The sequence below is a fragment of the Nocardia sp. JCM 34519.1 genome, assembly GCF_020361265.1.
GTDB classification, from domain to species: domain Bacteria; phylum Actinomycetota; class Actinomycetes; order Mycobacteriales; family Mycobacteriaceae; genus Nocardia; species Nocardia arthritidis_A.
Map to the genome: position 1 here is coordinate 83,096 of NZ_JAIRBR010000016.1, position 23,034 is coordinate 106,129.

General features: G+C 67.2%; 22 protein-coding genes. 18 read left to right on the forward strand and 4 right to left on the reverse strand.

Annotated elements, in window-relative coordinates:
- The first annotated feature begins 4 nt into the window (after window positions 1-4).
- The 6 genes from LGY53_RS31090 (at window position 5) to LGY53_RS31115 (ending at window position 5,913) form a co-directional block, all read left to right on the forward strand.
- The gene (locus tag LGY53_RS31090; protein WP_225730247.1) at window positions 5-1,774 is read left to right on the forward strand and encodes an ABC transporter substrate-binding protein; all 1,770 of its coding nucleotides are present in this window, start codon (window positions 5-7) and stop codon (window positions 1,772-1,774) included.
- Window positions 1,774-2,754 (forward strand): ABC transporter permease, encoded by a 981-nt coding sequence (locus tag LGY53_RS31095; RefSeq protein ID WP_225730248.1) that lies wholly within the window; start codon window positions 1,774-1,776, stop codon window positions 2,752-2,754. The genes LGY53_RS31090 and LGY53_RS31095 overlap by 1 nt, the downstream gene beginning before the upstream one ends.
- Complete coding sequence (locus LGY53_RS31100; RefSeq protein ID WP_225730249.1) at window positions 2,751-3,830, forward strand: ABC transporter ATP-binding protein; 1,080 nt, start codon at window positions 2,751-2,753, stop codon at window positions 3,828-3,830. The genes LGY53_RS31095 and LGY53_RS31100 overlap by 4 nt, the downstream gene beginning before the upstream one ends.
- The gene (locus LGY53_RS31105) at window positions 3,827-4,882 is read left to right on the forward strand and encodes an ABC transporter ATP-binding protein (protein ID WP_225730250.1); all 1,056 of its coding nucleotides are present in this window, start codon (window positions 3,827-3,829) and stop codon (window positions 4,880-4,882) included. The genes LGY53_RS31100 and LGY53_RS31105 overlap by 4 nt, the downstream gene beginning before the upstream one ends.
- A gap of 144 nt (window positions 4,883-5,026) precedes the next feature.
- Window positions 5,027-5,494, forward strand: a complete 468-nt coding sequence (locus LGY53_RS31110; protein ID WP_225730251.1) for a MarR family winged helix-turn-helix transcriptional regulator — start codon at window positions 5,027-5,029, stop codon at window positions 5,492-5,494.
- Window positions 5,495-5,496: 2 nt separating this feature from the next.
- On the forward strand, window positions 5,497-5,913 hold the full coding sequence (locus LGY53_RS31115; protein ID WP_167474602.1) for an organic hydroperoxide resistance protein: 417 nt from the start codon (window positions 5,497-5,499) through the stop codon (window positions 5,911-5,913).
- On the opposite strand, the gene LGY53_RS31120 is transcribed toward LGY53_RS31115, so the two are convergent.
- Window positions 5,914-7,491, reverse strand: a complete 1,578-nt coding sequence (locus LGY53_RS31120; protein WP_225730252.1) for an alpha/beta hydrolase — start codon at window positions 7,489-7,491, stop codon at window positions 5,914-5,916.
- A gap of 273 nt (window positions 7,492-7,764) precedes the next feature.
- Here LGY53_RS31120 and LGY53_RS31125 point away from each other — a divergent pair, with 273 nt between their 5' ends.
- The gene (locus LGY53_RS31125) at window positions 7,765-8,646 is read left to right on the forward strand and encodes an alpha/beta hydrolase family protein (protein WP_225730253.1); all 882 of its coding nucleotides are present in this window, start codon (window positions 7,765-7,767) and stop codon (window positions 8,644-8,646) included.
- A gap of 27 nt (window positions 8,647-8,673) precedes the next feature.
- Here LGY53_RS31125 and LGY53_RS31130 read toward each other — a convergent pair whose 3' ends face one another.
- Complete coding sequence (locus tag LGY53_RS31130; protein ID WP_225730254.1) at window positions 8,674-9,186, reverse strand: flavin reductase family protein; 513 nt, start codon at window positions 9,184-9,186, stop codon at window positions 8,674-8,676.
- Between the two features lie 248 nt (window positions 9,187-9,434).
- On the opposite strand from LGY53_RS31130, the gene LGY53_RS31135 reads away from it, so the two are divergent.
- The 9 genes from LGY53_RS31135 (at window position 9,435) to LGY53_RS31175 (ending at window position 19,456) form a co-directional block, all read left to right on the forward strand.
- On the forward strand, window positions 9,435-11,057 hold the full coding sequence (locus tag LGY53_RS31135) for an amidohydrolase family protein (RefSeq protein WP_225730255.1): 1,623 nt from the start codon (window positions 9,435-9,437) through the stop codon (window positions 11,055-11,057).
- On the forward strand, window positions 11,054-12,598 hold the full coding sequence (locus LGY53_RS31140) for a phenylacetate--CoA ligase family protein (RefSeq protein WP_225730256.1): 1,545 nt from the start codon (window positions 11,054-11,056) through the stop codon (window positions 12,596-12,598). Before LGY53_RS31135 ends, LGY53_RS31140 begins: the two co-directional genes overlap by 4 nt.
- Complete coding sequence (locus tag LGY53_RS31145) at window positions 12,595-13,044, forward strand: hypothetical protein (protein ID WP_225730257.1); 450 nt, start codon at window positions 12,595-12,597, stop codon at window positions 13,042-13,044. Before LGY53_RS31140 ends, LGY53_RS31145 begins: the two co-directional genes overlap by 4 nt.
- The gene (locus LGY53_RS31150) at window positions 13,041-14,117 is read left to right on the forward strand and encodes a hypothetical protein (protein ID WP_225730258.1); all 1,077 of its coding nucleotides are present in this window, start codon (window positions 13,041-13,043) and stop codon (window positions 14,115-14,117) included. The genes LGY53_RS31145 and LGY53_RS31150 overlap by 4 nt, the downstream gene beginning before the upstream one ends.
- Entirely contained in the window at window positions 14,114-15,064 is a 951-nt protein-coding gene (locus tag LGY53_RS31155) for a hypothetical protein (protein WP_225730259.1), read from the forward strand. The genes LGY53_RS31150 and LGY53_RS31155 overlap by 4 nt, the downstream gene beginning before the upstream one ends.
- Window positions 15,065-15,180: 116 nt before the next feature.
- Window positions 15,181-16,116, forward strand: a complete 936-nt coding sequence (locus tag LGY53_RS31160; RefSeq protein WP_225730260.1) for an ABC transporter substrate-binding protein — start codon at window positions 15,181-15,183, stop codon at window positions 16,114-16,116.
- Window positions 16,103-16,978, forward strand: a complete 876-nt coding sequence (locus LGY53_RS31165; RefSeq protein ID WP_225730261.1) for an amino acid ABC transporter permease — start codon at window positions 16,103-16,105, stop codon at window positions 16,976-16,978. Before LGY53_RS31160 ends, LGY53_RS31165 begins: the two co-directional genes overlap by 14 nt.
- A complete protein-coding gene (locus tag LGY53_RS31170) occupies window positions 16,971-17,738 on the forward strand; it encodes an amino acid ABC transporter ATP-binding protein (RefSeq protein ID WP_308103022.1) in 768 nt (255 codons plus the stop codon). The genes LGY53_RS31165 and LGY53_RS31170 overlap by 8 nt, the downstream gene beginning before the upstream one ends.
- Window positions 17,735-19,456, forward strand: coding sequence for an aminotransferase class V-fold PLP-dependent enzyme (locus tag LGY53_RS31175; RefSeq protein WP_225730262.1), 1,722 nt, complete (start codon window positions 17,735-17,737; stop codon window positions 19,454-19,456). Before LGY53_RS31170 ends, LGY53_RS31175 begins: the two co-directional genes overlap by 4 nt.
- Here LGY53_RS31175 and LGY53_RS31180 read toward each other — a convergent pair.
- On the reverse strand, window positions 19,437-19,997 hold the full coding sequence (locus tag LGY53_RS31180; RefSeq protein WP_225730263.1) for a putative immunity protein: 561 nt from the start codon (window positions 19,995-19,997) through the stop codon (window positions 19,437-19,439). The genes LGY53_RS31175 and LGY53_RS31180 overlap by 20 nt on opposite strands.
- Window positions 19,998-20,082: 85 nt before the next feature.
- Window positions 20,083-20,976 (reverse strand): alpha/beta fold hydrolase, encoded by an 894-nt coding sequence (locus LGY53_RS31185; RefSeq protein WP_225730264.1) that lies wholly within the window; start codon window positions 20,974-20,976, stop codon window positions 20,083-20,085.
- A gap of 98 nt (window positions 20,977-21,074) precedes the next feature.
- Between LGY53_RS31185 and LGY53_RS31190 the strand changes: the two genes are divergently transcribed.
- Window positions 21,075-21,965, forward strand: coding sequence for an aminoglycoside phosphotransferase family protein (locus LGY53_RS31190; protein ID WP_225730265.1), 891 nt, complete (start codon window positions 21,075-21,077; stop codon window positions 21,963-21,965).
- Between the two features lie 187 nt (window positions 21,966-22,152).
- Window positions 22,153-23,004, forward strand: coding sequence for a fatty acid desaturase (locus LGY53_RS31195; protein WP_225730266.1), 852 nt, complete (start codon window positions 22,153-22,155; stop codon window positions 23,002-23,004).
- Window positions 23,005-23,034 lie beyond the last annotated feature (30 nt).

The window sequence follows — 23,034 nt, forward strand, 5'->3', positions numbered from 1 at the left end:
CGGAATGAAGAGAACGCATATCGCGCGGGCGACCGCGGTCGCCATGGCCGCCGCGCTGGCGGCCGCAGGCTGCTCGGCCGGTGGCACCAATGTGGGCGGTGGCAATCAACCCACGGTCACGCAGAACAAGCTCACGCTGGACCCCGACGGTAAGCAGTCGAACGGTCCCGCCGCGGACGCGTCCGGCGCCAAGAAGGGCGGCAAGCTCAACCTGACCTTCCGCGTCGATTTCCAGCACTACGACCCGGCCAAGGTCTACAACTCCCCGGACGATGAGATATTCAAGCTCCTCAACCGCCGCCTCACCACATTCCGGCAGGGCGACGACGGCTCGATGGCGCTGGTCGGTGATCTGGCCACCAATACCGGCGAAGCCTCCGACGGCGGTAAGACCTGGAAGTACACGCTGAAAGACGGCGTGAAATACGCCGATGGCACGCCGATCAAGTCGCAGGACATCAAGTACGCGGTCGAGCGCACCTTCGATACGAGATTCGCCACCGGGCCGTCGTGGGTCCAGCTGTGGCTGGTCGGGAAGGACGATTTCCACTCGGTCTATCCTGGTCCGTATTCCGGTCAGGAGCTCGGATCCGACAAGATCGAGACCCCGGACGACAAGACGATCGTCTTCCACCTGGCCGAACCGCAGTCGGACTTCCCGTTCGCCGTATCGATGACCCAGACCGTGCCGGTGCGCAGGGACCGGGACGCCAAGCCGGACGACCTGGACGCCAACGGTCTCGGCGATATGATCACCGGCCCGTACAAGATCGCCGCGCACGACGTCGACAAGACGCTGACCCTGGTGCAGAACCCGAATTGGGATCCGAAGACCGATCCGGTGCGGCATCAGTACGTGGACGAGATGCATTTCCAGTTCGGTGTCAAACCCAAACAGGAGACCGACCAGCTGAAGGCGGATACCGATCCGAACGCCGCGGCACTGTACAGCGCTATCGACGTCGATCAGGTCCAGGCCATCATGCAGGACCCGAATCTGAAGAAGCGCACGGTGGACAACCAAACCGGCGCTGTGGAGATGTTCTCCATCAATACCGCCCGGGTCACCGACGTGAACGTCAGGAAGGCCATCGCGACGGCCTTCCCGAAAAAGGACGTCGCGCTCACCCAGGGCGGTCCGTTCTTCGGCGATATCGCCACCACGATCGGTCCGCGGACCGCGCTGGGCTACGCGCCGCAGCCCAACCCGTACGGCGTCGGCGACAACGGCGATCCGCAGAAGGCGAAGGAAATGCTCACGGCCGCAGGCAAACTCGGCTACACGGTCAATGTGGCATGGGATTCCACCCCGACCGCCGACCGCTGGGGTGATCCGATCAAGCGCGCGCTGGAGGCCGCCGGATTCAAGGTCAATCTCGATCCGCTGCCCGACAAGGGTTTCTACGACGCCATCAAGCTGCTGAGCAATCCGTACGACCTGATCTGGAACCAGTGGAGCCCGGACTGGCCGACCAATCGGACCGTGTACAGCGCCCTGTGCTACGGCGGGGCGGTCATGGACGGCGGCAACAACTTCGCCCAGCTGAAGGACAAGAAGGTCGACGATGAGATCAACCGCGTCCAGGCGATCCAGGACATCAGCGAACAGGGCAAGCAGTACATGCCGCTGGATCAGCTGATCCAGCGGGACTACGCGGCGGAGATCCCGCTGGTATACACGCGCAAACAGATGATGTTCGGCTCGAATGTCGGGGGCGTGCGGATGGACGCGATCTCCACCACCCTCGATCTGTTCAACGTCTACCTGAAGTGATGCTGGCCTTCCTCATCCGCCGCATCCTCGGCGGCCTCGCGATCCTGCTCATCATCTGCGCGGGCACCTTCATGCTGTTCTATATCGCTCCGGGCAGCGATGTCGCGAGGCTGGCCTGCGGCAAGACCTGCACACCCGAGCGGGTCGCCGCGGTCGCGCATCAGATGGGCGTCGACAAACCGGTGTGGCAGCAGTTCCTCGAATATCTCGGCGGGATCTTCGCCGGGCGCGATATCAGCGATACCCATTGTGCGGCACCGTGTTTGGGCTATTCGTTCCACAATCACCGCCCGGTGCTGGACACCATCCTGGATCGCCTGCCGGTCACACTGTCGCTGACCATCGGCGCGGTGGTGATCTTCCTGACGGTCGGCGTCGGCCTCGGCATGCTCGCCGCACTGCGCAAGGGCAAGCTCGCCGACAAGGTCGGCATGGGTTTCGCGGTGGTCGGCGGGGCGCAGCAGATCTTCGTGCTCGGCCCGTTCCTGTTGTTCATCTTCGTGTATTCGACACACATCATGAACGTGCCGAGCTATACGGCGTTCTTCACCGACCCGGTGAAATGGGCGACCGGATTGATCCTGCCGTGGGTCTGTCTGGCCATCATCACCACCGCGTACTACGCGCGGCTCACCCGCTCCTCGATGGTGGAGGTGATGAACGAGGATTACGTCCGCACCGTGCGGGCCAAGGGCATGGGCCCGGCGAAAATCTATGTGAAGCACGCTTTTCGGGGCGCGATGAGTCCGATCGCCACGCTGCTCGGCCTGGATATCGCCGTGCTGCTCAGCGGGGCCATCATCACCGAGACGGTGTTCAATCTGCCCGGGGTCGGCCAATTGGCGGCCAACTCCGTGCTGGATTCCGATCTGCCGGTGATGATGGCGGTGGTGCTGTTGGCCGCGACCGCCGTGGTGGTGGCCAATATCGTCGTCGACATCGTCTACGCGTTCATCGATCCGAGAGTGAGATTGGGATGAGCATCGCGACCCGAGCACAGCGGAGGGAGCCGGTGACCACCGCGGGTGACGCCATCCTTTCGATGCGAGATCTCAAGGTGCACTTCCGAACCGAGGACGGCGTCGTCAAGGCGGTGGACGGGCTCTCGTTCGACCTGGCCCGCGGCCGGACGCTCGGCATCGTCGGCGAATCCGGTTCGGGCAAGAGCGTGGCGACCATGGCCATCCTCGGCCTGCACAACCGGGCGAAAACCACCATCGAGGGCGAGATCCGTTTCGAGGGAACGGATCTCGCCGGAGCCGACGAACGGACCATGCGGCGTTTCCGTGGCAAGCGGATCTCGATGATCTTCCAGGATCCGCTCACCGCGCTGTCGCCCTACTACACCGTCGGCGATCAGATCATCGAAACATATCGCCGCCACACCGGCGCGAACCGGAAGGCGGCGCGGGCGCGGGCGATCGAAATGCTCGCGAAAGTCGGTATCCCGCAACCGGAACGGCGCGTCGACGACTATCCGCACCAGTTCTCCGGCGGTATGCGGCAGCGGGTGATGATCGCGATCGCGCTCTGCTGCGATCCGGATCTGCTGATCGCCGACGAGCCGACAACGGCCCTCGATGTGACGGTGCAGGCGCAGATCCTGGACCTGTTGCGGGAACTACAGGCCGAATTCGATACGGCGATCATCCTGATCACCCACGATATGGGTGTTGTCGCGCAGATGGCCGACGATGTGCTTGTGATGTACGCGGGCCGTTGCGTGGAACGGGGTTCGGTGCGCGAGGTGCTGAAAACCCCACGGCATCCGTACAGTTGGGGCCTGCTGTCCTCGATTCCGCGCCTGGGCGGGGACGTGGACGCGCCGCTGCATCCGGTGCGGGGCACCCCGCCCAGCCTGATCGATGTGCCGCCCGGCTGCCCGTTCCATCCGCGCTGCGATTTCGTGGAAAAGGTTGGCGGCCAACGGTGTATGACCGAGCGGCCCGAGATCGGCTCGGCCACCGAACGCGGGTCGGCCTGTCATCTGTCCGAGGGGGAGGCCGACCGAGTCTTCGCCGAACAGATCCGGCCGACACTCGGGACGGCGTCATGACCGAACAGGTACTGCCCCAAACGATTACGCCGGGGGTCGGCGACGGGCCGCTGCTCACCGCGACCGGGCTCGAGATGCATTTCCCCATCCGCTCGGGCGTCCTGTTCAAGCGGAAGACCGGCGTGGTTCGCGCGGTCGACGGCATCGACCTGAGCGTATCCGCGGGCCAGGCATTCGGTCTGGTCGGCGAATCCGGTTGCGGGAAGTCGACAACCGGCCGGATGCTGGCCAGGCTGCTGGAACCGACCGCGGGCACGATCACCTACAACGGTCAGGACATCACGCACCGCAGCCGCCGCCAGTTGGCGCCGATCCGGTCCGAGATCCAGATGATCTTCCAGGATCCGTACTCCTCGCTGAACCCGCGGCAGACGGTGGGGAAGATCATCGCCGCGCCGATGGAGATCAACGGCATCCACCCGCCGGGCGGCCGTCGCGAACGGGTGCGGGAACTGTTGGCGACGGTCGGCCTGAATCCCGAACACTTCAACCGCTTTCCGCACGAATTCTCCGGCGGTCAGCGCCAGCGCATCGGCATCGCCCGCGCGCTCGCGCTGGAGCCGAAACTGATCGTCGCCGACGAACCGGTGTCCGCGCTGGACGTATCCATTCAGGCGCAGGTGATCAACCTGCTGCAGCGACTGCAGCGCGACCTGGGGATCGCATTCGTCTTCATCGCGCACGATCTGGCGGTGGTGCGGCATTTCAGCGAGCGCATCGCCGTCATGTACCTGGGCAAGATCGTCGAAATCGCCGACCGCGCCGATCTTTACACCCGCCCGCAGCATCCGTACACCCAGGCGCTGCTGTCCTCGGTGCCGGAGGCCGATCCGGACAGCGTCGGGCAGAAGGAGCGGATCCGCCTGGCGGGCGATGTCCCTTCGCCGATCAATCCGCCATCCGGCTGCCGTTTCCGCACCCGCTGCTGGAAGGCCGAGCCTATCTGCGCGGAACAGGAACCCCCGCTGCTGCAACTCGGCGGAGCCCCCGAAGGGCATCTGGCCGCATGCCACTTCCCGGAACCCCGGCAGGTCGTCGCACCGGATTCATAACCTCGGCTCGCTGCCGGAACACCGCACTCGGCCACTGTCCGCTGATCGGCTGGCAGTGGCCGCTCTGTCTGTGTGTTGGATCACAGCCAGAATAGATTGTGCACAATTGAATTGGGCACTATGTTGGCTGGTGGAGGTGATCGGATGGACGAGTACGACGGGTTGCGGCTCGATCGGCAGTTGTGCTTCGCGTTGTACGCCGCCTCCCGGGCTGTGACCAGGTTGTATCGGCCGCTGCTCGACGAACTCGGCCTGACCTATCCGCAGTATCTGGTGCTGCTGGTGCTGTGGGAGCACGGGCCGATGACCGTGAAGGATTTGGGTGCGGCGCTGGAACTGGATTCCGGGACGCTGTCGCCGCTGCTCAAACGGCTGGAGTCGACGGGCCTGATCGCCAGGTCCCGCTCCGCCGACGACGAACGGTCGGTGCGCATCGCGCCGACGGAATCCGGTGTGGCCCTGCGTGATCGGGCCAAGGGCATCCCGCTGCGGGTGGCCTGCGCGACCGGACTCGAACTCGCGGAGGCGGCGGATTTTCGTGACCGCCTGCGCGCCATCGCCGAATCGGTGGGCCACCACCGGCTGGCGCTCGACGAACCCAACGAGGAGTAATCATGCAAGCCCTGTACACCGCGAAGGCGACGGCGAGCGGCGCCGGCCGCGCCGGACACGTCCAGTCCTCCGACGACGTGCTGAACTTCGACCTCAGCGTGCCGAGTGGACTCGGCGGCGCCGGCGGCACCGGCACCAACCCGGAACAGCTGTTCGCCGCGGGCTACGCCGCCTGCTTCCACGGCGCGCTGCAGGTCGTCGCCCGCCGCGAGAAGGTGAAGCTGGAGAATTCCACCGTCACCGGCGAGGTGTCGATCGGCAAGGTCGGCGAGGGTTTCGGACTCGCCGTCGCGCTGACGGTCGAACTGCCGGGTGTGGAGCGCGCCGAGGCCGAGAAGCTGGTGGCGGCCGCGCACCAGGTGTGCCCGTACTCCAACGCCACCCGCGGCAACATCGACGTCGAGCTGAACGTCGCCTGATCAGGAAGGCGTTGCCGCGCAACGGGTTCCGTGCGCGGGAACGGTTCCGTTGAAGAAGTAGTCGTGGACGATGCCGTCCACACAGGCCGAACCCTTGCCGTAGGCGATGTGATCGTCGCGCTCGTTGACGACAAGCACCGCGTCGGCGAGGTTTCGGGCCACATTCTCCGCCGCGGCCAGCGTGGTCGCGGCATCACCGGTGTTGTTGATCAGCACGATGGTCGGCGCGCCCGCCGCTTTGAGCGCATGGATCTTCAACGACGGCGCCACCGGCCAGAAGGTGCATTCCGCACCGCGATAGACGCCCGCGACGCCGAACAGCGGTGAAACCACCTTCGCCTTCTCGGCCTCGCGGCCCAGTTTGTCGATGATCTCGGCATCGGATTTCGAACGGTACTTGGCCGGATCCCCGTTCATGCACTGCACCGCGGAGAACGCGTAGGGTCCGGTCGAAAACTTGCCCGCCGCATCGCGTTTCAGGTAGGCGTCGGCGAGCGCGGCCAGGCCGGAGCCGTCGCCGTGTTCGGCATCGGCGATGGCCTTGTCGAGTATCGGCCAATCGTCGGTGCTGTATGTGGCCTGGAAAACGCCGTACAGCGCCAGATTGGAGCCGAGTTTGCGGCCGTCGGGCAGCGCGATGGGATCGGCCTCGACCCGATCGATCAGCGCGCGCAGATTCGTCATCGCGGCATCGGGATCGGTGCCGACCGGGCAGCTCGGCCGGGCGGCGCAGGCGCCGAGAATGGTCTGCACGGTCCGCTCGTCCTGGGTGAGTTCGCCAGGAGTTGGCTGAAATTCGTCATCGGCGTCACCGGACGCATCGTTCTCACCGGGATCGTCGATGGAATCCAGCAGCATCCGGCCGACCCGGTTCGGGAATTGATCGGCGTAGAACTGGCCGACCCGGGTGCCGTAGGAAAAGCCGATGTAATTGAGTTTCTCCTCGCCCAGGCTGGCCCGCAGCACATCCATATCCTTCGGGATGTGCTCGGTGCCGACGAAGCCGAGCAGTTTTCCGGCATGGCGCTGGCAGCCTTCGCCGTAATGTTTGAGCGCGTCGACGACTTTGCGGCGTCCCGCATCGTCGGACGGCGTGAAATCGGTGGCCAGATAATCGTCCATTTCCTTGTCGGACAGGCAGACGATGCCCGCGCTGCGGCCGACGCCGCGCGGATCCCAGCCGATGATGTCGTAGCGTTCGCGCAGCGGGCGCAGCGTGGTGTCGTTCTCGTTGAGCGCGTCGAGGGTGCTGTCGAAACCCGAGACGCCCGGGCCGCCGAAATTCGCGGTGAGCACGCCGATCCGGGCCGCCGGATTCGTCGCGGCCAATTTGACCAGCGGCATGGTGATGGCGGCGTCGCCGGGGTACTGGTAATCGATCGGCACTCGAATGGAACCGCATTCGGCGCCGGGATGATCCGGGCACGGCTGCCATTCGATGTGCTGGGACTGATAGTCCGCGAGGGTGGCGAGCGGTTGCGCGGTCCCGCCGTGCGTCGAGTCGCCGGATTTTCCGGAGTCCGAACATCCGGCGGCGAGCGCGAGCGCCGTGACGGTGAGCACGATCCTGATTTTCATCGGGTCCTTCCAGGGCGGGCGGTGGAACGGACTCAACCACGGTGTGCGTGAGAACTTCGTGAAGCGGGTCGCCGAATGCATGGTAGCCACAGGTTCACTGAAAATTTCTCATTTCGATTATTGGCGCGGCGGTCGCGGAATTTGCGGTCGTCGTTGACCGGGCCACCCCAAGATCAGCGGCATGCGTGACGAAATTTGTTGCACTACAACGAAATTGTGAGGTTATCCCGAAATGTTGTTGCAGCATCGGCAACGCTGCTGGTAGCGGTGGCGATGTCCGCCTTACCATTTCGCGCGGCCGCCGAAGCGCCGCGTCCGGTCGCCGAGACGTCGCTCGGCGGCTCCGCCGTACAGCTGGACGTCTACTCGCCCGCGATGGGCCGGGTGATCACGAATCGGGTGCTGCGCGCCGCGGGCCCCGCCCCGACCGTATACCTGCTCACCGGTATCGGCGGCGGCGTCGACGGCATCTCCTGGTGGGACGACACCGATGTGGTGCGCTTCTTCGCCGACAAACACGTGAACGTGGTGATGCCCGTCGGCGGCGCGTTCAGCCTGTACACCGACTGGCTGGCCGACGACCCGGTGGTCGGGCGTAACCGCTGGCAGACCTATCTGACCCAGGAATTGCCCGCCGTCATCGACAGTCACCTGAACGCGACGGGCCGCAATGCCGTCATCGGGGTGTCGATGAGCGCGGGCTCGGCGGTGGACCTGGCGATCCAGGCGCCCGACCGGTACCGGGCCGTCGCCGCGCTGAGCGGCTGTCCGTGGACGGCGGATCCGCTCGGCACGGCCATGGTCAGCGCGCAGGTGCTGCGCGGCGGCGGCAATCCGCTGAACATGTGGGGGACACCCGGTACCGACGGCTGGCGCGCACACGACGCGTTCGCGCACGCCGAAACGCTTGCGGGCAAAGCGGTGTACCTATCCGCCGCCACCGGCATCCCCGGTGCGATAGACCGAGGCGGCCTCGCCTTTCCGCCGATCGAGGCGATCGCGAGCAACTGCACCACCGCCTTCGCCGCTCGTCTCGCCGCCCTCGGCCTCCCGGCCACGCACATCAACCGCCCGGAGGGCGGCCACACCTGGGGCCAATTCGAAACCGACCTGCACGACGCCTGGCCCCACCTGGCCCCCGCCCTGAATTCGTGAATCGCGGCCCGCGCTTCCCGCGCGGGATCACGCGGGGTGGCCTGGAGAGATGTGGGCGACGGCGTGGTAGCGCAGCGCGGTGCGGGGCGAGGCGGGTGCGCTGGCGGCGACCGGGGCGAGCAGGGTGCCGACGTGGTCGCCGAAATCGGTGCGGTGCACCACTTCACCGACGAACCAGCCCGCGGCGGCCGCGAGCACCGGCACGCCGAAGGGGCCGTAGCGCCACTGGCAGTGCGTGAATTTGTCGACCTCGACACCGGATTCGCCGCCGAACAGCCGGGCCAGTGCGACGTTGCGTCTGCTGATCAGGTGGACGGCGAGGTGGTCCGCACGGGCGGCGACGCCGAAGGTGTAATTGGTCTTCGACAGGCCAACCAGGAAGCGCGGCGGTTCGATACTGGCCTGCGCCGTGAAGCCCACCAGACATCCGGCCTTGTCCCCGTCCGCGGCGGCGGTGACGATCCACATGGGAAAGTCGGCGGTGGCGACGACCGCGTCGAAGGCGTCGCGGACCGCTGCGGTCGGCTCCTGGCTACCCATCGGATGACCTCGGCTCGTGATCAGCTGGTGCGATCACTGTATCGGTGCGACGGGGCCCGGTGGTACCCGAAGCGCCGGGGCGGCTGCGGGGAAACTCGGGCCGAAGCGGATTAGCCTGGGCCGCAACATATTTCGGAATACGCATGAGAACTGAGTAGTAGTACCTATCCGATTCGGGTAGGCACACCGGTCCGCACGCACCCCCTCCTCGGCGACGCTCCATACAACGAGAACGGGAGGAGTGGGGTGTGCCGAAGAGGTTGTTCACCGCGGGCACCGTCTGGTCGGGGGCGGACTGCCTGCCGCATACCGGATGGCTGCTGGTCGGCGACGGACGGATTGAGCGGGTCGGCCGCTCCGATGAGCCCGCCCCCGCGGCGGACGAGGTCGTAGATCTGGCGGGCCGCCACGTGCTGCCCGGATTCATCGATACGCATTCGCATCTGTCGGTGGCGGCGCTCGTGCGCGACGGAATCGACGGCGCGGCTTGGCATTCCGTCGCGTCGGCGCTCGCCGCGATCGGCGCCGCCGCGGCCGGGCGACCCGAGCTGCCCTGGCTGCTGTGCTGGAATACGACGCCGCACGAATGGCCGGAGTCGCGGCTGCCGACCGCGGCCGAACTGGATGCGGTCGCACCGGGCCGCCGGGTGCTGGTGAGCGGTGTCGATCTGCATCGCGGTGCGGCGTCATCGGCTGCGTTGGAAGGGTTTTCGCCGAGATCGAAGGACGGCGACATCGGGCGCGGGCGCCGCACCGGGGAGGTGTGGGAGGCGGCATACGGCGCGATCCTGCAGCGCGCGCTGCGCGAACTCGAGTTCTACCGCCGAGACGCCGGTGCGGAACTGCTCGCGGCCGAGGCCCGGCGGCAGCTGGCGTGCGGAATCACCCACGCACACGATCCGTTCGTCCCGCCGGCCGGACAACCGGCGTTGCTGCGGTTGGTCGGACGGACGCCGCTGCGGCTGTCGTGGGCGACCGGATCCCCGGCCGGAATCCTCAATCCGCCAGGCGATCCGGCGTCGGCGCCCGACGGACCGTACGGTGCGGCGGGCCGCGAGGTGAAGATCTTCCTCGACGGGGCCGACCGGTGCGCGCTCGAGCTGCCGATGCGCGCCGTGCCCGGCCTGGTCGCGGGCACCGTGCGCGAGGCGCTGCGGCACCGCGGCTGCGGGCCGGTGCGCGAAGGTATGCGGCAGGCCGTGCGGATGCGCGCGGGCCGGGTGCGGATGCCGTATCTGCGCTACACCGACGCCGAATTGCGCGAGACGCTGGCCGCGTACGCCACGTCCGGATTCCGGATCCGGTTGCACGCCTTGGGAAATCTGGCCGCCACACAGGCGGCGCTGGCGCTGCGCGCCGTCGGCGTCCCCGCGGGCACGGCGACGGTGGACCATCTGACGGTGCTGGACCGCCGCACCGCGGATCTGGTCGCGGCCGGCGGTGCGTACGCCGCCGTGCAGCCCGGATTCCTGCCGCGATTCGGACCGCAGTTCGTGCGTCTCGGCATCGACCGGCATCGCGCGATCGTCGGCGCCCGGATGCTCGCCGCCGCGGGCGCGCCGGTGGTGTTGAGCTCCGATCATCCGTGCGGGCCGCTGGATCCGCTCGGCAACCTGCGCACGGCGGTCGGCAGACGCGGGCGCGACGGCGCGGTGGTGCAGGCCGATCAGGCGCTCGCTCCGGCGGCGGCCGTCCGCGCCGCCACCGTGACGGCCGCTGCGTCCCTCGGTATTTCGGATCGCGGCGCGCTGTCGCCGGGGCAAGCGGCCGATCTGGTGGTTTGCGACGGCGACCCGTTCGATCCGGCGACCCGCGTCACCCAGACCTGGGTCGCGGGCGAAAAGGTTTGGCAAGAAAGGAATTCGGCATGACAGCCGCGACACCGCGCGAACGTTGGCGACTGGTCCGGCTGCGGACCTGTTCGGCGCTGCTCGCGCTCGTATACCGCACGGCCACCGCGCGTCCGGTGCTGTGGCGGTTGATGGTTCGCACGTTCCGCCCGTCCTTCGCGCGGCTGGCCGCCGGGCAGGCGTTGGCGGCCTGCCGGTCGGCGGCCGTCGACGTCCCCGCCTATCGCGACTTCCTGGCCCGCTCCGGAGTCCGGAAAGCCCAGCGGCTGCGGGACTTTCCGGAGACCGACAAGCGTAACTACGCGGGCGCGTACGACGAGGAGAGCCGGTGCCACAACGGCAGGCTGCACCGGGCGGGCGTGGTCGTCGACGAGTCGTCGGGTTCCACCGGCAAGCCGTTCAACTGGGCGCGCGGCCCGCGCGAGCTGGCTTCGATCTACCGCAACGCGGCGGGCTATGTCGAAATGGTCTTCCCGGGCGAGCGACTGTTCGTCATCAACGCATATTCGATGGGCGCGTGGGCGACCGGCACCACCACCGGTGCCGCGATGACGCGAATCGCGATGGTGAAGAACACCGGCCCGGATCTGGCGAAGATCGTCGACACCCTCACCCACTTCGGCCCCGGCTACGACTACATCGTCGCCGCGTACCCGCCGTTCCTGAAGCATCTGCGCGATCGGCTGGACGAACTCGAATTCCCTTGGGACGCCTACACGATCCGGGGCATGGTGGGCGGCGAGCCGATGACCGAGGCGCTGCGCGACTACCTCGAACAGCGCTTCACCCTGGTGCGTTCGGGCTACGGCGCCAGCGACCTGTCCATCGGTATCGGCGCCGAGACCGGGTTCACCGTCTGGCTGCGCAGAGAGCTGGCACACGATGCCGAGCTGCGACGGGAATTGCTGGGGGAGTACGAGCAACGGTTGCCGATGATCTTCCACTACAACCCGCTCGACACCTATCTGGAAACCAATGCGAACGCAGAACTGTTGTGCACCATCACTTCTCCGCACTGCCTGCAGCCGAAGCTGCGGTACAACGTCGGAGACGAGGCCCGGTTGCATACGCTGCCCGCGGTGCGGCGGGCGATCCGGCGCGACCCGGCCCGCTGGGCGCGCTGCCGCGACACCATGGGCGGCGACCGGATGAACCTGCCGCTGCTGTTCCTGTTCGGCCGCAAGGACAGCACCGTCTCCTACATGGGCGCCAATCTCTACCCGCAGGATATCGAATACGGTCTGTACCAGGGGAATCCGCATGCCGACCGAATCTCGCGGTTCTGCCTGTCGCTGGAGGAGCTGCCGGATCTGGAATCGCGCCCGGTGGTGAATCTCGAACTGCGCGACGGTCTGCTGGACGCCGCCGCACGAGACCGGTTGGCGGACAGCTGCCGTCGCGGCGTACTCGACCATCTCGCCCACGTCTCCCGCGATTTCGCCGAATCGCTGCGCGAGGATCCGGCGGCCGCCGATCTGCGGGTGCGCCTGTTCGCGCCCGGCGCCGGGCCGTTCGCGGCCATGACCAAGCTCAAGAACACCTACCTCGTGGAGCGATCGTGAGAACCGCCGACTTCAGCAAGACCCCGCCGCAGGGACAGGCGACCGCGATGTTCATCGGCGCGACCCGATATCGCGGCCCGCTGTCGATCATCACCCTGACCCGCACCTGGTTCCGGATGGTGCGCGATATGCGGCGGATGCGCGGATACCGCTGGCACAAGGTGTATTACGAATTCCCGCTGACCCTCGGCACCATCGCGTTCTTCGCCGACCGCGACGCGATGCTGCGCTTCGCCCGCAGCCGCCACCATCGCGATCTGATGATCTGGGTGACCGACGGCGCCAAGAACGCCAAGGGCGGATTCATCCGGCTCTACCACGCCGAGCCGGACGGTTACAGCAACGGCATCTGGCGGGCGGAAGGCAATGCCATGGCGCATATTCCGACCTTCACGCCGCTGTCCACCGAATCCGGGCCCGGCCCGGTGGTGGAGCGCCGCCGATGAACTTCCACCGAGTCGAGAACCGCAGGGAATTACGGGAATTCATCGACCTGCCCGGTCGGCTGCACGACGGCCGCTACGTGCCGACGCCGCGCCAGACCATTCGCGGCTGGTATCGCGACGGCATCGGCCTGTACCTGCTGCGCGACGACCGGGGCAGGGTGGTCGGCCGGACCACGCTGCACACCGACGACGCCTTCGACGCGAAACTCGGCCGCCGCCAGCAGCTGTTCGGGCTCACCGAATTCGCGCCCGGCGCCGAGGCGCCGCTGTTCGACGCGATCTGCGCCGCGGGCCGGGCGGCCGGGCGGTCCAGGGTCTTCGGTCCGGTGTCGTTGCTGCCCAACCAATCCGGTGGCGTCATCACCTCCGGCTACGGCGAGCGTGGATTCATCGACAGCTCATGGAATCCGGACCGCTACCCGGCGGCGTACGAGTCGTACGGCTTCACTCGGCGTTTCGAGTCCGACACCTGGATCTGTCCGGTCACGGCGGATCCGGACGCGGTCTTCCGGTTCGACGAGTCACGCTTGGCCGCAGAGGAATTGGTGCTGCACCGGGGTGACCGGAAGAATATCGGGGCACAGCTGCCGATCCTGCGTGCGATGCTCAACGACGCCTTCGCCCAACTCGGTTACTACACCGAGATCTCCGCCGAGCAGCTGGCGGCTCAGACCGATGGGCTCGCCTATCTGCTCGACGAATCGCTGCTGCTATATCTGACCAAGGCCGGTCGCCCGGTCGCCTTCGTGCTGTGCGTGCCGGATATCTCCGAATTCGTCATCGCGGTGGGCGCGAATCTGAACCCGCTCAACCAGATTCGGCTACTCGCCACCCGTTCCAGGTACCGCCGCGACGCCGTGCTGATCATCAAGGGCACCGTGCCGGGCGAGCAGGGGCACGGGTATATGCGTTACCTATCCCGCGAACTGCTGCGCAACCTGCGCGCCGGCGGCTACCGGCGGCTGCGCAGCACCTACGTCGAACACACCAATCCCGGTTCCGCCGCGCATTTCCGGGCGATGGGCGGGCGGCCGCTGCACGGATACACCTTCTACGAAAAGGATCTGACATGAGGCGCTTCGACGCGGCCACGCTGCGCGCGCTGGAGCCCGATTTCCGGCGCGCCCCGAGCGCGCACAACACCCAGCCGTGGACTCTCACCTACCGCAACGATTCGGTCGAAATCGGCTGGAATCCAGCCCATTCCCTGCCCGCCAGTGATCCGGGCGGCCGGGATCTGCTGCTCTCGCTCGGCGCGTTCGTCGAATGCTGTCTCATCGTGTGCGCCGATGCCGGATTGTGTGTCGGCTTCGAGGCCGATCGGGCCGAGCGACGGATCGGACGGTTGGTCCCCGCCGCCTCGCGATATGGGACATCGTTCACCACCGCCGACATCCGGTGTCGCGCCTCGCATCGAGGCGCATACCTGCCGGGAACCATGGATGAGGCCGTGCTGGCTCGTCTCGCCGATATCGCGGCCCCGGCCGGACTTCGGCTGCTTCCGGGCGCTGATTTGCGAAAGCTGTTGTACGAGGCGGACTTCGAGATGTTCGGCAATCCGTCCGTCGTCGGTGAACTGCACGACTGGTTGCGGCTCACCCCACACCACCCGAACTACCGCCGGGACGGCCTGACCGATCGGGCGTTATCCCTTTCCCGCTCGGAGGCGTTCGGATTGCGGCTGGCGCTCGGCGCGTATCCGGCACTGCGCCGCGCCGGATTGCCGAGGCTGCTGGCCGCCGCATCGCGTGGCCCGCTGGACGACGAGTGCGAGGTGCTCGTCCTCATCGGACCACCGGATGAGGCGGACACTGTCGCGTTGGGCCGTGTCCTGCTGCGGATCTGGCTCACCCTGTCCCGCAACGGCTATGCGACGCATCCGCTGAGCCAGCTCATCGATTCCGCACGGACACGCGAACAACTCTCTCGCGCAACGGGAATCGATGATCCGGCGCGCCTGCTGCACATCGCCAGGGTCGGCAGGCCCGCCGCGACTCCCGTTCGATCCCACCGCCGTTGATCGGCGACCGGGGCGGATCAGCGCGTCGATCGCCCCGGCAAGAATTTCAACAACCCGTTGACCTCTTCAACAGCGAGAGGTAGCGTCGCGGCAAAGCTAGAGAGTGGAGGTCCGCGATGTCGCGAAACCTTGCGCTGCGCGGGGCGCTGCTGGCGGGTGTGATCGGTCTTCTTGCCGCGTGCGGGGGCGGCCCGGACGGCGCGGGGGGCGCGTCGCCGGGCGCGGCCGTCGCGGACACCGGAGCGATCATTGGCGCGGTCACCAAGGATCCGGGGCTGAATGCCGCACTGCCCCAGTCGATCACGCAGTCGGGCACGCTGCGCCTCGCCTCGAATATCCAATCGGCACCGAACAACTTCTACGCCGCCGACGGTAAGACCCCGGTCGGCTACGAGGTCGATATCGCCAAGGCCATCGGTGCGAAACTCGGTGTCGGAGTCGGATATCAGGACATGGCCTTCGGCTCGCTGATCACCTCGCTGCAATCCGGCCGCATCGATCTGACCATGGCGGCGATGAACGACACCAAGGCGCGGCAGGAGCAGATCGATTTCGTCGACTACTTCACCTCCGGCATCACCATCATGATCCGCAAAGGCAACCCGGACGGCATAGGTGGACCGGATGCGCTGTGCGGCAAGAAGGTCGCGGTGGTGCAGGGCACCAGCCACCAGAAGTTCGCCGAGGAGCAGAGCGCGAAGTGCGCACAGGCGGGCAGGCCCGCGCTGGAGGTCACCGCGACCGACAGCGACAACCAGAACCAGAATCAGTTGCGCACCGGCCGGGTCCAGGCCATCCTGAACGACCTGCCCAGCGCGGTCTACATCGCCCGCACCGCCGGTGACGGCAAATACTTCGAAGTGGTGCCTGGTGAGCCGATCAACGGCGGGCCGTACGGGATCGGTGTGCGCAAACAGGACCGGCCGCTGGCCGAGGCGGTGCGAAATGCGTTGAACGCGTTGATCTCCGACGGCACCTACGGGAAGATCCTGCAAGCCTGGGGTGTGCAGCGGGGCGCGGTCAAGGAGGCCGTGATCAATGGCGGAAGCTGAGCTGCCCATTGTCCGGCTCAGCCACTGGGGGCGCTGGGTCGCGGGTGCGGTGATCATCGCGCTGCTGGCGCTGCTCGCCGTCGCGCTCGGGAACGCGCAGATCGAATGGCGTCGGGTGCCGGAATTCCTCTGGTACCGGGTGATGTTCACCGGTCTGGTGAATACCCTTGTGCTGGCGGTGCTTTCGCAAGGAGTCGCGATCGTGCTCGGGGTGCTGATCGCGCTGCTGCGACGCAGTACGAACCCGGTGGCGAGCTGGTTCGCGGCGGGCTATATCTGGCTGTTCCGCGGTCTGCCGGTGCTGCTGCAGATCCTGCTCTGGTACAACCTGGCGCTGGTCTTCCCACAGATCTCCATCCCGTACCTCTTCCACGCCCAGACCAACGTGCTGATCAGTGCGTTCACCGCCGCCTTCCTCGGCCTGGCGCTGAACGAGAGCGCATATATGGCCGAGATCGTGCGCGCGGGCCTCAACAGCGTGGACAGCGGACAGGCCGAGGCGGCGAAATCGATCGGGATGACGCCGGCGGCGACGCTGCGCCGGGTGGTGCTGCCGCAGGCCATGCGGGTGATAATCCCGCCCACCGGAAACGATTTCGTCAACATGTTGAAGGGAACGTCGATGGCGTCGGTGATCGGCGTGACCGAACTCGTGCACGCGGCCAACAATATTTCGTCCAACAACCTGCTCGTGATGGAGACGCTGATCGCCGCCGCCTGCTGGTACATGGTCGTGGTGACCGTCGCGGGCATCGGACAACACTACCTGGAGCGCGCGTTCGGCACGGCCGAGCGTGGACCGCTGGTGCGCGCCGGAAAGGCCTTGCGCGGTGCGCCATTGGTGCGGAGCGGCCGTGCCTGAACCGCTGCTGCGCGCGGTGCGCGTGCGAAAAAGCTATGGTGCCAACGAAATTCTGCGCGGGATAGATCTCGAGGTGTACAAGGGGCAGGTGGTCTGCCTGCTCGGGCCGTCCGGCGCGGGTAAGAGCACCTTTCTGCGCTGTGTGAACCATCTGGAAAGCATTGACGGCGGCCAGATCTGGGTCGACGGTGAGCCGATCGGCTTCCGGCTGCGCGGTGGCAAACTCCACGAATTGCGCGAACGCGAGGTGGCGCGCCAGCGTCGCGATATCGGCATGGTGTTCCAGCGGTTCAACCTCTTCGCGCACCGCACCGCGCTGGAAAACGTTGTCGAAGGACCGATCCGGGTGCTCGGCGCGGATGCGGGCGCCGCGCGGCGGCAAGGACTGGAACTGCTCGACCGGGTCGGGCTCGCGGATCGGGCCGACGCCTATCCGGCCCAGTTGTCCGGCGGGCAGCAGCAGCGGGTGGCGATCGCCAGATCACTGGCCATGCGCCCCAAACTCATCCTGTTCGACGAACCCACCTCGGCGCTCGATCCGGAACTGGTCGGCGAGGTGCTGGAGGTGATGAAGACATTGTCCGATGAGGGGATGACCATGGTCGTCGTGACGCACGAAATGGGTTTCGCGGCGGAGGCCGCGGACGAGGTGGTCTTCATGGCCGATGGTGCTGTGGTCGAAACCGGGCCGCCCGCAACGGTTTTCAGCGAGCCGAAACACGAACGCACCCGGCGGTTCCTCGCCAGGATCCTGCGGTGAAGCCGCAGCGGATCTCGCCGCGCTACCTGCTGCAGTTCGACGAGCCCGCGGGATATCTCGACTTCGCCCGGTTCGGGCCGCCCTCGCATGCCGTGCTGGACACCACCGCGAATCTGCTGCACGAGGCCACCACCGCCGGGCCGTCCACCGTCGACGATCTGATGCGACAGGAGATCAGGGCCAAGGCGGCGGTCGCCCGGCTGGCTGGTTCGGACACCGACCACACCGTGCTGCTCCCGCACACCAGCCTCGGCCTGTTCCAGGCGGCGTTCAACTATGGCGGCGCGGTGCTGGTGTCGGCGGCCGAATTCCCGGCCAACACCTACCCGTGGGCCCGCGCCGAGCAGGCGGGACGGCTGGTCGTGCACCGGTTGACCGGCGGATACGTCACCGCCGACCGGGTCGCCGCCGCATTGACCGACGACATCACCACGGTGAGCGTGAGCGCCGTCGACTTCCGCACCGGCTACCGCGCCGACCTCGCCGCGCTGCGCGAGGTGATCGGCGACCGGCTGCTCGTTGTCGACGGTATCCAGGGATTCGGCGTCATCGATGAGCCGTGGCAGGTTGCCGACATTCTGGTGGCGGGCGGCCAGAAATGGTTGCGGGCCGGGTGGGGGACCGGGTTCGCGGTGCTCTCGGACCGGGCGCTGGAAAGAATGGATCCGGTGCTGTCCGGCTGGTCCGGCGCGCGCGATCCCGGACTGTTCGACGACGAGATCCATCCGCCGGACGCCACCGCGGCGGGCTGGTCGCTGTCCAACCTCAGCCCGATCACCTCCGGGGCGTTCGCCGCCGCGCTCGAACTGGTCGAACAGGCCGGGACCGCCGCCATCGCGGCCCGCATCGCCGAGCGGATCGGCGAATTCTCCGATGTGCTCGCCGAGGTCGGCGCGCAGGTGGTCTCCGCGGTCGAGCGGCGCGCCGGAATCCTCGCCTTCACCGTGCCGGGCCATTCGGCCGCACAGGTCGGCGCCGCACTCACCGCGACCGGAATCGCCGCGACGGTGCGGCCCGAACACGTGCGCCTCTCGCCACACGCCTCGACACCGGCGGCCAGCGCGGAACTGCTGCGCGCGGCCCTGGAAACATTGCGCAGACCGCCGAAAACCGTTGTGTCGGTTGCCACTTCGGCCACCCGGGAGGTGCTGGCCGCATTGGCGCCCGCCGTGCCGGGCCTGGCCGCGATGCTCGGCCCCGGTAACGAGGTGCTGCTACACGACCTGAGCAGACTGCCGGATTCGATCATCGCCATCGCGGGCGATCTGACCGGTCGCAGCGTCGGCGGGCCGATGACGGATCTGCTGCTCGGCCTCGTCCGCCGCGGCACCACCCAGGACCTGACCAACTATCGCACCCACGGCCCCGACGGCCGCCCGATCCGTTCGTCGACGCTGTTCCTGCGCGACGACGCGGGAGTCGCGATCGGCTGCCTGTGCGTCAACAGCCTCGATACGGCCGCACCCACCGACGGCGCGGGCGCACCGGAAACCTTCCCGGCCGACGTCGACAGCCTGCAGCGCTACCTGGTCGACCGGGCGGTGGGAAAGGTCGGCATCCCGGTGGATCTGATGAAGAAGCGGCACAAGGCATCCGTCGTGCGCGAACTGGACGAGGCCGGTTTCTTCCTCATCAAGGATGCGGTGGACCACCTCGCCGGGCGGCTCGACGTCACCCGCTACACGATCTACAACTACCTCAACGAGATTCGGGCGTGAGGCGGTCGATCGCCAACCGCCGCAACGCCGTATCGAGCTGCCGCCACAGCTCGCCGACCCGGCCGCGACCACCCGGCGGCTCCGGATAGCGCATCAGGACATCGACCACGGTCGCGGTGGCCGAATCCGTTGCCTTCGCGATGTATTCGGCACCGATGCGGTGATCGTCCCCGGCCTCCAGTTCGAATGCCCGGGCCGCGTGCGCGGCCGACATGAGGATGTGGCCGCCCTGGGTCGCCTGCGCCAGCGGATGCAGATACGCGGCCCCGCCCGCATGCCCGGCGGCGAGCGCCGCGTCGGCCGCCGCCGCGTATCCGAGCTCCCGGGCCTCCCGGGCGGCCCGGTGCGCATCGAACGCGGTCGTGCGTATCGCCTTCGTCCGCTTGCCGCCGCTGGCGAACTCGCGCACCGCGTCGAGGACCGCCCTGGCCCGCGGATCCGCCGGACGGTCGCGCTCGAAGATCGCCAGAGCGGGTTCCGCGCACGCCACCGCATAGCCCGCGATCGCGCGCAGTTCGGCCGTGCTCAGTTCGATATCCATGCTGATCAACAGTATCGTTGAACAACCTGTTGGGACTTTTCGGCGGTATCGGCAGGACAGTGCGGCAAAAGCTTCAAATCGGAGGCTATGCGGTGACCGCGGCCAGTTCGACGAGGCGGGCGCGGACGATATCCGGGCGTTCGTCGGCGATGAAATGGCCGCAGCCGGGGACGGCTTCGAAGGTGTAGTCGTCGGCCATGGCGGTTTCGGCGGCGGCCATGGAGTGATGGATGGCGGTGTCGTCGAGGCCGAACAGCGCGCGGATCGGGATCGTCGGCCTGCGGCGCTCGGGATTGCGTGCGGCGCTCGGGAGTTCGCGTAGCCAGAAGGTCCGGTAGGTGTCGGCGGCGGCGCGGGCGGAGACCGGGTCGCGGAAGCTGTCGGCGAAGGCGTGCACGATTTCCGGGGTTATGGCCTCCCGGTTGGTCATGGCGCGCGGTATCAGCCATTCGAGCATCGGTGTGTGGCGATGCAGCGGCACACCCAGGGTGGCGACGAGCGGTTGATATAGGGCGAAGCGCCAGAGGTTCCGCAGCGCAATCGATTTCGGCACCCAGGGATGCGCGATATTCAGAGCCAGATAACCCTCGAAGCGCTCCTCTTCTCGCAACACCATCCGAAAGCCGACGAAGCCGCCCCAATCGTGGCCGACCAGCAACACCCGCGGCAACTCCAGAACATCCAGCAGCGCAAGGACATCCGATGCGACATCGTCCTTGGCCCACCGATGCGGCGCGGGCCCGGACCAACCGTATCCGGGCAGATCCGGTGCGATGACGCGCATTCCGTCCGGCGGGTCCGCGAGCAGATCACGATAGGCGTAATGGTGCTGCGGCCAGCCGTGCAGCAGCAACACCGGACGTCCGCCCGCCGGACCGGCCTCGGTGATATGGAAGCGCACGCCGCGCGCCTCGACGAAATACCTGCGCACACCGGGGATATTCGGTGGCTGGGAACTAGCGGTACCGGTATCTGCCATGCGCCAACCGTAATTGGGCGAGGCCGCCGCCGAAACCGCCCATGGTCGGAGGCGGTGGCAGCGGGAAAATCGATGGACAGGGCTGAGATGCTCGACGGGTGATCGTTGTGCCGGAGTTCTTCGCCGACCGTTTGGTCAAGATGGAGCCCGCGTCCCGGGAGTGGCTCGACGGACTGCCCGAGCTGGCGGCCCGATACGCCGACCGTTGGCAGCTGCGTTTCGTTGGAGCGCCGATGCACGGGTACGGGGCGCTGGTGCTGCCCGCGGTGCGCGCGGACGGAACCGAGGTGGTGCTCAAACTGGGCTGGCAGACCCCGGAGACCCGGGACGAGCCGGCCGCCCTGGCCGCGTGGCAGGGCCGTGGTGCGGTGCTGCTGCTCGACAGCGACGCCGAGCACGGTGCACTACTGCTCGAACGTCTCGATCCCGCAAGGTCTTTGGATAAACATCCGATCGGTGAAGCGGAGCGGATCATCGCGGAGTTGTTGCGCCGCCTGGCAATTCCCGCGCCGCCGGGTATCTCCCGAGACCTGCGCACCGAATCCGAACATTGGATGGAACAGCTCCCCAAGGACTTTCACCGTCTCGGCGCACCATTCCCGCGCATCCATCTCGACGCCGTCGTCGATATCTGCCGCCAACTCGGCCCGACGGCCGACCACCTCCTGGTGAACGAGGACCTGCACTACGAGAACGTCCTGGCGGGCGCCCGCGAACCCTGGCTCGTCATCGACCCGCAACCCATCGCCGGCGACCTCGAATTCACCATGCTGTCCCTCCTGTGGAACCGCGAACACGAATCCGACCTCGCCCACCGCTTCGCCACCATCGTCGAAACCGCCGCCCTCGACCCCGACAAGGCCCGCGCCTGGACCCTCGTCCAATGCGCCCGCAACTGGCTCTGGTTCGTCGAAGACGAGGACTACACCGACTTCGGCTATGCCGCAGTCCAATCCATCATGCCCTGGCTCTTCGACCGTCTCCCCTGACTCGGCAGACGAGCGCGGTGCGCGTTGGAGTTGCCGGGTGGGCCGGGGCGGGACACGATATGCGGTGGAGTGGGTAGGCGCGACCCGTAGGGGGCCACAGCTGATGACCGAAACCTCTGCCGCGGACCGGACTTCCGATCATCGATCCGGTGGTCGGGGGCGTCCGATCAATATGTGGTTGTTCGGGGTGGCTGTTGCGGTGGGACTGCTGCAGCTGGTCGTGCTTCCGGTGGTTCTGTTGCCGCGCAGCGCGGCTTGGGGTTGGATGTTGGTGCCGTTGGTGCTGCTGACGACGCCGTTCTGGTCGCTGATCCACGAGGCGATCCACGGCATATTGGTTTCTCGGCGCGAGGTGAACGATCGCTGTGGGCGGGTGCTCGGTGTGTTGTACGGGTCGCCGTTCGCGCTGCTGAAGGCCGGACATCTGTTGCATCACCGGTTCAGCCGGGTGCGCGATCGCGGCGAAATCTACGATCCGGCGATATCGAGTTGGGGGAGAGCGGCATTCGGATACTATTTGCGGCTGCTCGGCGGGCTGTATCTGCTCGAGGTCGTCGCGATACTGCTCACGCCGCTGCCCGCGCCCGTATTGCGCAGGCTCGCCGAGCGGCTGGACGCACCGGATTCCGTTGCGGGGCCGCTGTTCGAACATCTCGCGCAGCCCCGGGCGCTCGGGCGGTTCCGCACCGACGCCGTGGCGATCGTGGCCCTGTATGCGGTCGCTTTCGCCTGCTACGGCGGGCGCGGTTGGATGTTGCTCGCGGCGATCGGCGGCCGGGCGCTGATAATCTCCTTGTCCGACAACGCCTATCACTACGGCACCGAACTCGACCGGCCGCTGGAGGCGATGAATCTGCGGCTGCCCCGCGTGCTGGAACGTTTCGCGCTCAGCTTCAACCTGCACGGCGTGCACCACCGGCATCCGGGTCTGCGCTGGTATGAGCTGCGTGCCGCGTTCCGCCGGGAGGGCGGCCGCTATCATCTCGGCTGGTTCACCGCCGCGGCCCGGCAGTTGCGTGGCCCGATCGCACTGCGCTGATCGCGAATCACGGTAGATGCCAGTATGTTT